This is a genomic window from Microvirga sp. KLBC 81 (genome assembly GCF_003075415.1).
Lineage (GTDB): Bacteria > Pseudomonadota > Alphaproteobacteria > Rhizobiales > Beijerinckiaceae > Microvirga.
Window position 1 is genome coordinate 1 of the sequence record NZ_QDAH01000118.1, and the last position, 11472, is coordinate 11472.

Consider the following 11472-nt stretch of genomic DNA (forward strand, 5'->3'; position numbering starts at 1 on the left):
GAAGAGCCCTCAACCTACGCCTCTGCACTGACGGCACCATCAAGCAGGTTAAACGCGGCAGGAGATTGGCACTGGATCGAGACCCTTGGGGGCACCCTGGCCTCACAAAAACTCCCCGCGGTGGGGCTGACGGGGGTTTCTTCCACAGAGACTATTAACCGAGGGATAATGGCCGTGCTGTTTGAAAATCAGCCCTCGTCGGCCTGCCGAGTTAGTTCTTCGTTAACCATGTCCGTTCGATCATTGCCAACGCCAAAAGGCAGGCGGGGAGAGCGCGGATGAACCGCCTCCTCGCCTTTGTTGTTTCTCGCCGCATCTCGACCAAAGGAGCAATGCGTGAATGGCATTCTCAGACAGCGCATTGGAGAGAGGGTCAGCGCGCTCAAGATCTCCTGGCGGCGGGCATCCTTGGAAGCAGGCCTTGAGGCCGGATACATTCAGGACATCATCACTGGCTGCGCGAAAGATCCGGGGGAGGAGGCCCTTGCAAGCCTTGCTGCCGTACTCAAATGCACTCCCGCCTATCTTCTAGGGCAAAGCGATGAACTCAACGGAGCCGCAGGACCAACTCACGGCATCGCTTCCTTGGACTCGAATACGATTGAGAGACCGGACGCAGTAATGGCCCTCAGGATTGTCGACGAGCTGCTTGCCGAAGGGCACATCGATGCGGCCCGCCTTGCGGTCAGGCGTGCCCTCAAGGCGATTGCGGCCGCATAGGCACCTTGGCCAAGATCGTCCAAGATCATGCATGGTCGGAGCAAGTCCTGGATCAATAGGCCCACCGCTGTGCCTTTGTGACAAGAAAATCGCGGAATGCCTGAAGGCGTGCGACAGAGCGCATCTCATCCGGATACACCAGATAAGCCTCGAGTGAAGGCATCTCGATGTCACGTAGAACCTGCTTGACCTCAGGATTACTGTTCATGGCGTAGTCCGGAGCCATGCCGATTCCGGCGCCACTCTCAATGGCACGCCGCAGAGCCAGGCTGTCATTGACCATCAAGTGGCTGGTGCGTGGATCCTTGGGATTGCGTCCCAGGGTTGTCAATCGATGCAAATCCAGAATGAACCCCGGCTGATCACCGCCCAAGCAGACGATGCGGTGGTGATCGAGATCCTCCACGCTTACGGGCTCCCCAAAGCGCTCCAGGTAAGTGACAGAGGCATATGCATGATACTGGATCGTAAACAGGCGCCGTTGGATCAAATCAGGTTGTGTGGGACGGCGCAGCCGGATGGCGAGATCCGCCTCTCGCATGGCGAGGTCCAGCTCGCTGTTCGTCAGGATCAACTCGATCGTCACTTCAGGGTAGAGGTCCAGAAATTCCTTGATGCGCTGGGCGAGCCAAATGCCGCCAATGCCAATGGTCGCCGTGACTCTGAGAGCTCCCGCTGGGCGCTCGCTGGTTTCGGTCAGGCGCTGGCGTGTCATCTCCAGACGCAGGCGCATCTCTTGAGCGGCCTTGAAGAGCACATCTCCGTGTTCCGTCAGGATGAGACCGCGGGCATGGCGATGAAACAGGGGGACTTTCAGCTCCTGCTCAAGAGCACTGATCTGGCGGCTGACTGAGGATTGGTTCAGGCTTAGCTTCTCGCCGGCCCGGGTGAAATTTCCCGCCTCCGCGACCTCATAGAAGAGTCTGATTTTGTCCCAGTCCAACGCGCTTCCTCAGGTTCAGGCTAGCGCATCGTGCCGAAAAGTGGACCCGGTTTTCCGCTCAAAACGATGCGCTGCTTGAGAGAGGGACCATCGGACGTGAAAAGTGCAAGTCCACTTTTCACGTCCGATGGTCTAGGGTATATCGCAGTCAGAAGGGGCTGTCGCCCTTCAGCAACGGTGCTTGGCCCTTCGAAGTAGCCTTCACCTGGTACATTAGAGGGCTCATCGCCATAGCCAAGAGCGCGCTGGCAAAGGTGTTCTTCGAGGAGTTCTCGCCGGACAGCTTCCACGATGCGGGCGATCATGTGTTCTGCTTCGGGCACATCGGAGTTCGCGCGGTCGCGACTGGGCAGTCCATCGACAATCGCTTCCCGCACGTCTGCCGGATCGAGAAGGGCCAGATGGTCGCGTTCACCGAGTTCACGGACACAGTCGCGATCGCCGTTGGAACGGGAGCTCTTCGGGTCGTTGGAGAGGAGCGTCGGGCGGCTTAGCGCCTCGTGCGGAACCGAAGGTTCGCGTCAGCGAAAAGTGGACCCGGTTTTCCGCCCCGAACGATGCGCCGCTTAAAGAAGAGAGCCTCGGCACGCAGCCATTTGCCGTGGTTCCAGCCGGATGATGCGAGGTGTGAGTGTCGTATCTCGCCAGACAGGCCGCATGCAGGACCAGCGCCAGCCTCAGCCTTCTCGAGCCGACCTGTCAGCGGTCCGTTCAACACCTGCTTATTGGGGAGTGTTATCCGCTCCTCTGCTTCCCGAGCGGTTCAAAAGGTTCGGCGGCAGGATCTCCGCCTGTGACCACTTGTGCGTGCGAACCGAACGCCCACGCCGTCATTGTTATTATTGAGGATCTCTGCTCCTCGGCATGGCCGCTTGCGGCCCCAGCAGAAGAAGGAATGACAATGGCTACGAAAAAGAAAGACGGGACTTCACAACCCAGCAGGGGCCGGAAGGCGCCGGAGAAGTCCGCCTCCCGGTCTGCCACCAAGAGAGGCACTGCCGCTCCCAAGCGCGCGCAGCCCAAGGCGATGGCAGGGTCCCGCTCCGCGACAAAGTCCCAGGCTGTTCCCGCGAAGTCCCGTTCCTCCGCAGGATCAAGGACGGCAGCACGCTCGACTTCTAGTGCGTCAAGATCGCGTTCCACAACGCAGGCCCGCTCGCGGTCGCAGGGCACCATGATGAACCCAATGGCATGGCTCTCGACCCTCGAGACGACGATCACCTCCCCGCAGGGACGCGCGGCGATGGCGGAGGCCCTCAGGGCGGTCGCGAACGTACTTGAGAAGCCGCTGGGCGGCGAGCAGGACCAGAGAAGCGGAACGCAGCAAGGCAGGGACGCCATGTCGGCCGCAGGAAGCCTCGGCGCCGAGATCGTTGCCGCTCCGCTGGAGGTCGCAGCGGCTGCCATGGGAGCCGCAGGTGAGGTCGTATCGAGTGCACTCGGTGGTTCGCCGGGCGAGGACCGCGGCAAAGATGGAAGCAGGAAGGGCAGCAGGCGGTCCTCCTCTCGGAGGAAGTCATCGGCTGTCGGCGACTAGCCGATCGGATGATCGGCCGGACGGGAAGCAGATCCTTCAGGGCTAGCCCTGTCCGGCCGTCACCGAAGACGCGATCCCGGCACTTAAGCCGATTGCCGTTTGATCAGGAACGCCAAGATCTGGAGTCGGCAAGGCGCTGACCTAATTTGAACGTCCGCACTCGTGCCGAAAGTAGATCGCGTCCGCATCGGCCTTGGTGCATCGAGGCTTGGTTTGACCTAAGTGGATGGCAGCATCCACACCCTGGGTCGAGCCGCATCACCTTATGAGCCAGTGATATTTTCCTCACGATGCGCTAGTGAGAGTCAGTATGGCCGACCTTAACGAGGGAGGTCGGCATGCCGTTTTCATGAAGGCCAGAATAGCCGTTGCCTCCCGCGATCGGGATCACGGCCCGTGGAGTGGTGCCTCTACACTCCTATTCAAACATCCGTTGAATTTGCTTCTCCAACTTGTTGATCTCTCGGACATAGGGAGCGCGTCGCTCGTGATGACGCTTTTCGAGGGTGGCAATAGCTCTCTGTTTCAGAGGTTCTTCCACTGCGCTCTGCAGGATCTTTTCCAGGTCCGTCCTGAATTCAACGTCGATATCGGCCAACGTCCCCAACAGGGACTGCATCAAAGGCAGAATATCGGGCGAGTAGGTGCGTGCAGGCCGTTCGGGCATTCCTGTGATCAGGCTTCCGCGCGTGCTAGAAGACATCATATTCCTCCGGGTTCTTGTTGTTCTTGCTATGTCATCACCACCTCGGGGCTGTATTCCGCGAGGCTCTGGTGAGGATCCGCATCAAGGCGGGATTTTGTCTTGGTGATCGGGAGCCTACTGCAGCGTATCTGGGCGCCGGGTCATGAAGAGCACTGGCCGTTTCCAGAGGAAAAAATGATCCTGCTCTGCAAGGTCCAACTGAGGATCTTTTTCGAGACGTGCAATTTGCGCCTCGACAGCTGCGAGCCGGCGCTCAAGCCGAACAACACGCCGACGCGTACTCGGCAGCAGCTTCCGTTTCCTGCTTCTCATCGAAGCACCTCGACTGCGCGCGCGGCCGCCATCGTTCCCAGGAGAAAGCATGGCGGTTTGCCGGCGACTATGGAGCCCCCAGAGTTCTTGTTTATTTTGACTGGAATATGCGGCTTCAGTAGTAATCCGTCTGTTGGGGAGCCGACACAACGGTAGGTTTTTGTTAACTTATGTTAATTTGTCGCAGCCTGTCACCCGCTTGGTCAGGCAGCTTTCGCGCATCGTGCGGAAACGTGGATCCGGTTCTCCGCGCAAAACGATGCACTTCTCCAGAGAATGAGAATCGGATGGATCCCTATAGTGCAAATCCACTTTTGGGTCCGATGCTGTAAGTCGCTGGAGTTCAGGATCCGGCTCTCACCAGATATGCATTCAGGGCAGGTTAGATCTCTTGATGTAACGGCGTCCACAATGGGGCTGAATCATGAGCCCCAGACGGTTGGACGGGAGGAATGAACCATCAGATACGCAATATAAAAGCCCCCTTATCGCATATGCGATAAGGGGGCAGGATAAGGAGCTATCCTCAGGCTCAGGGAGAAACGAACCAACGCATCATTTCTACGATACTCCGATGGCAGGCGGTCTCTATCAACCAAGTTAAATTCTGCAGTAGATTTCAACTCCCAATATCCAATCCACGAAACCGAAAGTTAATCCATTTGATAGCGGAGGTCGGAAACGTTTGGAGAATGATCCAGACGTGAATTGGGTTGCACTATGGCACGCTATTTCTTTCACCAGCTCATCGGCGACCAGATGATGTGGGACAGGTTGGGCTGCGAGTTGCTGGATCTCGATATGGCGCCCGACCCCGATGGAGCCATAGCGCCATGGACGGACCTAGTCGCCAGGCGGGTTCAGCCGGGACGGATCTTGGTGATTACAGACGAGATTGGCAAGGTGCTGTTCGTCACCGCCAGATGAGCCGCGTAGGCGACGTCGGATGCTGGTCCTGCTGCTTGAGCAAGACTAAAGCTCCAAGGAGCCTTTATTTGTCTGTTTCCTTCGCCCTATAGGAGAGGCTTGATGTTAAGGCTACCGATTTTCGGGTTTGCACGGCGGGTTGACGATACCGTGGCGCGGGCTATGGCCATTCTCAACACCCGGGAGGACTACACGACCAGGGCGCAGGTGCCCCGGCTTCCAATTCCGGCTCCGAAGCCGAGAAAACCGCGTTCTTGGTCATGAGAAGGGACAGCAGACCCAGAGCCTCGGACGGGAAAAGCGGACTTGCACTTTAGGGATCCATCCGATGCTTCCTTGTTTAGCGGCGCATCGTTGAAAGCGGAAACCGGGTTCACTTTTCCGCACGGTGCGCTAGCGGACCGCTCGCAAGCTCATAGCGGCGTCTCTCAAAGAGCTTCTCGCCTTTCCAGCGTATTCCAAGCGCAATACTCTGGATATGAGCTCAGCTCACCGATCGTTCAGGAGTTGCGACAGGGCCTGCGCGAGGGTTTGTACATCGAACGGCTTCTCCCACCGGGGTACATGCTGATACTCAGCGGGCACCAAGACGTGGCTGTAGCCGGTGGCGAACAGGAACGGCACCCCCTGCTCGGACAAGAGATCCGCCACTGGATAGACGGCCTCGTCCTCCAGGCTAATGTCCAGCACGGCCAAGTCGATTGGTCCCGCCTTCGCCAGAAGATCCAGCGCCTCATCCCGGGTCGGTACCGGACCCAGCACCTCGGCCCCGAGCACGCTGATTGCCTGGACCAGATCGTCGGCCACGAAGAACTCATCCTCGACCACCAGAACACGGCGTCCACTCAGGCTTGGGTGTGGATGAGTGTTCATCGCGACCCCTCCCTACACAAGGGCATCTGAGACGTGAGGGAGACGAACAGAGGGCACAAACACTCTAGCACAGATTGGTCCATATGGGTCGTGGTGCGTTAGTTTATTGGGCTGCACACCATGGAGGGCGCCATGGCCAACCCTCTCATCCGCAAGCTGGAGCAGTTTACCCGCCTCTCGGCCGACGACCAGCGCCTGCTGGAGCGCGTGACCTCCGAGCAGCGAGTGGACGCTCAGTCTCAGCCAGCGCACGGCGTACGAGCGGCTGTGCCATCTCCTGTGCGAACTGTTCCTCCGGCTCAGGGCCGTCGGCCTGACGCAGGGCACGAGCTGCGAACTGCCGCTCACCCAAGCCAAACTGGCCGAGGCCACCGGCCTCACCCTGGTGCATCTCAACCGCATGGTGCAGGAACTGCGGGCCGCCAATCTCGTCGTGCTCAAGAGCAGGACCCTGACCATCCCTAACCTGGAGGCGCTCATGAGCGCGGCCCTGTTCAACCCCAACTACCTGCATCTCGACCGGGCAGGGTCATTGGTGGATGTGGCCCGTGACCATAAGGCGAGTAATCTCGCTCCCGCGATCGCCTGTTCATTAGTCCAAGGAGATCCGCATGAGCACCGCTGACGCCCCAAACGGCCCTGCACCAGGCGTCGATGACGTGCTGATCCCGGCGGAGTTGGCCCGCCGCCCATGCCGTCCGCCCGACTATGAGGCCGAGAACCGGGCGCTGGCCACTCTGGCCGAGGAGATGGCCACCAACCCCCGCAGCGTGCTCCAGACATGTGCCGCTTTGTCGATGGAGCTGTGCCATGCCGACTCGGCCGCCATCAGCCTGCTGGAGCCCGGCGTCGAGCGCCGAGTGTTCCGCTGGCACGCCATCGTCGGTGAACTGACGGGCCAACTCGGAGGCGGCGTCCCCCTTGAGGCCGGCCCCTGCGGCACCGTGAGCGAGCGCAACGGCGTGCTCCTGCTCAACGTGGCGGAGCGATTGTTCCCGGACCTCGGACATGTCGAGCCGCGCGTCTACGAGAACCTGCTCGCGCCTTGGCATAGCAATGGAAAGCTGGTCGGCACCCTCTGGGCAGTCAAGCACACGCCCGAGGGGCGGTTCGATGCCGAAGACGCCCGCGTGCTGCAAAGCCTCGCACGCTTTGCCGCGGCGTCCCACCGGGTAGTCGCCGCGCTGGACGAGGCCAGGAACGGACGCGCGGAGTTGGAACGGCGGGTAGAAGAACGCACCCGACCTCTCTCGGAGGCGTACGAAAGTGTGCGGGCCAGCGAGACGCGTATCCGCACGGCGTTGGAGATCGAGACGGTCGGCGTCATCTACCTCGACCAGGAGGGCCAGATCATTGACGCCAACGACGCCTTCCTGGCAATGGGCGGCTACAGCCGGGAGGACCTGGAGGCGGGATGCCTCACTTGGCAGGGGCTGACCCCGCCGGAATGGATGGAGGCCTCGGAGCAGGCCATTACGGAGCTGAAGGCGACCGGGCGGACCACGCCGTACGAGAAAGAGTACATCCGCAAGGACGGCTCGCGCTGGTGGGCGCTGTTTGCCGCCAAGAGGCTGCCTGATGGCACGATCTTCGAGTTCGTGCTCGACCTCACCGCGCGCAAGCAGGCTGAAGAGACGCTCGCGTCGGAGCTGAAGGCGATGACGCGGCTGCACGAACTGAGCCGGCAGCTAGTCCGCTCCGCCGATCTCCAAGTGATGCTCGAACAGATATTGGACGCGACGATTGAGCTGCATGGAGCGGACTTCGGCAACATCCAGCTCTATGACACGGCCACCCAGACCCTGCGCATCGCCGTCCAGCGTGGCTTCCAGCAGTCGTTTCTCGACCATTTCGCCGAAGTCGATGCCAATGAGGGCTCGGCCTGCGGCATGGCCCTGGCCCGCCGGGAGCGGGTGGTGATCGAGGATGTCGAGCAGGAGCCCGCTTATGCGTCGAGCCTCGAGGTAGCCCGCGAAGCCGGCTACCGAGCAGTACAGTCGACGCCGCTGTTTACGCCCACCGGGCAGCCGCTCGGAATGCTCTCGACCCATTTCCGCCGGCCGCACCGCCTGTCCGAGCGCAACCTCAGGCTCACCGATGTCTATGCCCGCTTGGCCAGCGATGCAATTGCCGCACAGTTGCTGACGCAGTCGCTGCGCGAGAGCGAAGAGCGCTTCCGGGCAGTGGCCGAGCAGGCTGAAGCCGGGATCGTAATGGTCAACGCAGAGGGTCAGGTGATCTTCGCCAACGACCGTTTCGGCGAGATCGTCGGGCGCACGCGGGATGACCTTGTCGGCAGAACCGTCAGAGAGTTGACGCATCCGGAGGACTGGGGGCTCAACGAGCCGCTGTTGCAGCGCATGCTGACGCAGGGCGAGCCTTACACGATTGAGAAGCGGCATGTGCGCCCCGACGGCTCGTCAGTCTGGGTCCGCAATGCGGTCAGCCCTCTGCGGGATGCGACCGGACGGATCGGCGGCGGCTTTGCCATTTGCATCGACCTCACCGAGCGCAAGCAAGCTGAAGACGCGTTGTGCGCAAGCGAGGAGCGCTTCCAGTATGTCGCGCGCGCCACCCGCGACATCATCTGGGACATTGATCTTGTGGCGGACCGCGTGTGGTGGAGCGACGCCATGCTGCGGCAGCTCGGCTACGCGCCGCAGGACATCGGCCCCGATACAGCTTGGTGCTTCGCGCACATGCATCCCGACGATCGGGAGCGTGTCGTGCGCGGCATGAGAGAGGCCGCAGCCGGGACCGGCGACACTTGGTCGGACGAGTTCCGCTACCAGTGCGCAGACGGCTCGTACGCCTATATCGCCGACCGAGGCTTCATTCTCCGCGATGCCCAGGGCAGGGCGGTGCGTATGATCGGCGCCATGCAGGACATCAGCGTGCGCAAGCAGGCCGAGGAGGCGCTCCGCGCGAGCGAGGAGCGGTTCCGGCAGTTTGGCGAGGCCTCCACGGATGTGCTCTGGATCAGGAATGCCAACACCCTGCAATGGGAGTATCTCAGCCCGGCCTTCGAGGCGGTCTATGGCGGGAACCGGGAGAGCGCATTGGCAGGAGATAATATGCGGAACTGGACCGAGCGGATCATCCCGGAGGATCGCGGCCATGTTCTGGACAGCATCAATCGGGTGCGGGCGGGCGAACGCGTCACGTTCGAGTTCAGGATCATACGGCCTGACGGGCAGATGCGCTGGATGCGCGACACCAACTTCCCGCTGCTCGACGAGACCGGCCGCGTCCAGCGCATCGGTGGTATCGGGCAGGACATCACCGAGCGCAAGGAGGCCGAGGAGGCCCTGCGCCAGAGCGAGAGCCGGGCCAGGCTGCTTTTGGGCGAGTTGCAGCACCGGGTGCGCAACACGCTGGCCGTAATCCGCTCGATTGTCCGGCGCACCGCCCAAACGAGCAAGTCCGTGGAGGATTATGCGATGCACCTCGACGGGCGCATCAATGCGTTCGCCCGGGTGCAAACGGCTGTGGCCCGGAATCCGGCGGCGGGATTGGATCTCACCGATTTGATCGTGGACGAGCTTCTCACTTACGCCGCTCACCAGGGCGAGCAGGTGCAGATTACCGGGCCCTCGGTGCGGTTGAACCCCAAGGCCGCCGAGACGTTCGGGCTGGCTGTTCATGAGTTGGCGACGAATGCTGTGAAACATGGGGCCCTAACTGTGCCGCAGGGGCGCGTTCGGGTGAGCTGGCAGATACACGATGGCTCAGACCTGCCCTGGCTTGTCTTCGAATGGAAAGAGAGTGGCGCGCCGGATCAGGCGGCCAAGCGGAAGCGACGGGGCTTCGGGACCGATCTCTTGGAGCGGACCCTGGCCTATGAGCTGAAGGCGAAGACGGTGCAGACGTTCGAGCCAGATGGCCTGCGCTGCACGATCAGGCTGCCGATGACGGATCGATTTGTCATGGGCAACGCGGCCAATGTGCTCCAGCAAGACTGAGCCGAAGGTCTCCAATCGGCACAACCGAGACGTTGCGCCCTCATCCGCCTACAGGCGTGAAGCAGAGCCGTTTTCAAGATAAACTGCGCCGAAAAGCTCGAGTGGCTTGCGGTTGCTCCTCTGTTCGACGATGACTTTCAACGGGAGCAGACCGGTTTCCACGTAGTCTTCGATGAACATCTCCCTTGGCCTGATTATTGTCCGGTGGTCCAGGGAAGGGAGACGATCATGTCCGACACGCTGTCTGCCGCAGTAATTGCCACCAGCCAGGATGAGAGAATCCGGCAACGGGCTTATGAGATCTGGGAGAGTGAAGGCCGCACCGGCAATCCTGAGGACCATTGGTTCCGGGCAGAGCGGGAGCTTGCGGATCAGGGGCAGGAGCGCCCCGATGCGATCGGCGAAATCCCTGATGAACAGCTCACCGAGTAGCCTCGTGGACTGCTTTAAGGGTTCGTTACGGATGCCGTTGAGGGAGGGAACGTCGGGAATCCCTCGGTTGGAAGTCTGAGGACCCACCCGTCCGGACCATTCTCCAAGGTCGGTTTTCTCGATGGCATGGCCTTCGCCCTTGCGGTGGCGAAGCGTGCACGCTGTTCATCTGGCGAACCCTGCCGAAGCCGAGGCCCCCCGCCAAGGCGAATACTTCGTTCGAACTGCGGGCTGCGTCGCGTGCCGTCGCGGATGTTCCCGAGGGTCACGGTTGCAAGGCCGGAGGGAGCCCAACTCCGTCGGCAGGCGGCGGGTTCTCCCGGCACGTGAAGGGATGTGATCTGGCGCTTGCCATCGTGCAGGAGGTTGTAGCGTGCGGCAAAGCCCGTGATGAGAACCGTACTCTCGGTCGGGCGATCCCCCTCCCGGATGATGTCCTCGCCCTTTTCGACCACCTTTTGCCGGATGACCGCTCCCTCCAGAAACTGTCGCTCTGGGTCTGACAGGCGGTCGTACTACTCAAGTCTACGGATGAAGCGAGCGACCAGGACGAGGTTCCTTCCGGCGGGCAGTTATTGTTGCCTGTCACCTTAGCTGATCCAATACCGGAAGGCGAGGAGAGCTCCGCTCGTAGCCGCGCCTGTTCGCCGATAGGCCGGAAAGGACATCGGACGCGATTGGATCGCGCTCGCAAGTTAGAGTATTATTCCACCATGCCTTACCGGCAGGACGACCTGGCTGGGATCCCGACGAAGCAGGTGAGACCCTGGCGCCACAGGCGCCTTCGCAGCGCCCGCTGCTTGGGAGGCCCGTATTGGCCTCTCTCCGGCAGAAACTCCCACGGCGTCCAATTCCCTACAAGCGGGCCTGCCATATCTGGATCTCTCAACGGGAGATCCCGTCGGAGCAACCAGCGCCTGCCATGACACCCTCTGCGGACGAACCAGATCATCGCGCCAACCATCTCCTGGCGGCGTTGCAGTCGGACGACTTCGCCTTCCTTGAGCCGCATCTTGAGATGGTGAGCTTGCCGAAGGGCACGGTGGTCTATGAGACCGGG

At 61.1% G+C, this 11472-nt stretch carries 10 protein-coding genes and 1 pseudogene; 7 read left to right on the forward strand and 4 right to left on the reverse strand.

All coding sequences use genetic code 11. The features are described 5' to 3' along the window. Positions 1–336: 336 nt before the first annotated feature. A complete protein-coding gene (locus tag DC522_RS30495) occupies positions 337–720 on the forward strand; it encodes a hypothetical protein (protein ID WP_116532240.1) in 384 nt (127 codons plus the stop codon). A 52-nt stretch (positions 721–772) separates the two neighbouring features. Here the strand turns inward: DC522_RS30495 and DC522_RS30500 are convergent, their stop codons facing one another. After that, positions 773–1663, reverse strand: coding sequence for a LysR family transcriptional regulator (locus DC522_RS30500; RefSeq protein ID WP_116532241.1), 891 nt, complete (start codon positions 1661–1663; stop codon positions 773–775). A gap of 254 nt (positions 1664–1917) precedes the next feature. Here DC522_RS30500 and DC522_RS30505 point away from each other — a divergent pair, with 254 nt between their 5' ends. Together DC522_RS30505 and DC522_RS30515 are read left to right on the forward strand one after the other, a co-directional pair. Next, positions 1918–2157, forward strand: a complete 240-nt coding sequence (locus tag DC522_RS30505; protein WP_116532242.1) for a nuclear transport factor 2 family protein — start codon at positions 1918–1920, stop codon at positions 2155–2157. Positions 2158–2837: 680 nt separating this feature from the next. Continuing rightward, positions 2838–3200, forward strand: coding sequence for a hypothetical protein (locus DC522_RS30515; RefSeq protein WP_133239417.1), 363 nt, complete (start codon positions 2838–2840; stop codon positions 3198–3200). A 418-nt stretch (positions 3201–3618) separates the two neighbouring features. Here the strand turns inward: DC522_RS30515 and DC522_RS30520 are convergent, their stop codons facing one another. Further along, positions 3619–3867: a hypothetical protein gene (locus DC522_RS30520; protein WP_245444697.1), complete on the reverse strand. Its 249-nt coding sequence runs from the start codon at positions 3865–3867 to the stop codon at positions 3619–3621. A gap of 1071 nt (positions 3868–4938) precedes the next feature. On the opposite strand from DC522_RS30520, the gene DC522_RS30530 reads away from it, so the two are divergent. Further along, complete coding sequence (locus DC522_RS30530) at positions 4939–5145, forward strand: hypothetical protein (RefSeq protein WP_116532247.1); 207 nt, start codon at positions 4939–4941, stop codon at positions 5143–5145. A gap of 489 nt (positions 5146–5634) precedes the next feature. Here DC522_RS30530 and DC522_RS30535 read toward each other — a convergent pair whose 3' ends face one another. Then, positions 5635–6018: a response regulator gene (locus DC522_RS30535; protein ID WP_116532248.1), complete on the reverse strand. Its 384-nt coding sequence runs from the start codon at positions 6016–6018 to the stop codon at positions 5635–5637. 223 nt (positions 6019–6241) lie between these two features. On the opposite strand from DC522_RS30535, the pseudogene DC522_RS30540 reads away from it, so the two are divergent. Further along, positions 6242–6643, forward strand: a pseudogene (locus tag DC522_RS30540) (Crp/Fnr family transcriptional regulator); the annotation flags it as partial. Continuing rightward, entirely contained in the window at positions 6630–9980 is a 3351-nt protein-coding gene (locus tag DC522_RS30545) for a PAS domain S-box protein (RefSeq protein ID WP_116532250.1), read from the forward strand. The pseudogene DC522_RS30540 and the gene DC522_RS30545, both read left to right, overlap by 14 nt. 48 nt (positions 9981–10028) lie before the next feature. On the opposite strand, the gene DC522_RS37035 is transcribed toward DC522_RS30545, so the two are convergent. Continuing rightward, positions 10029–10160 (reverse strand): hypothetical protein, encoded by a 132-nt coding sequence (locus DC522_RS37035; protein WP_256369937.1) that lies wholly within the window; start codon positions 10158–10160, stop codon positions 10029–10031. 48 nt (positions 10161–10208) lie between these two features. Between DC522_RS37035 and DC522_RS30550 the strand changes: the two genes are divergently transcribed. Continuing rightward, the gene (locus tag DC522_RS30550) at positions 10209–10412 is read left to right on the forward strand and encodes a DUF2934 domain-containing protein (RefSeq protein WP_116532251.1); all 204 of its coding nucleotides are present in this window, start codon (positions 10209–10211) and stop codon (positions 10410–10412) included. Positions 10413–11472 lie beyond the last annotated feature (1060 nt).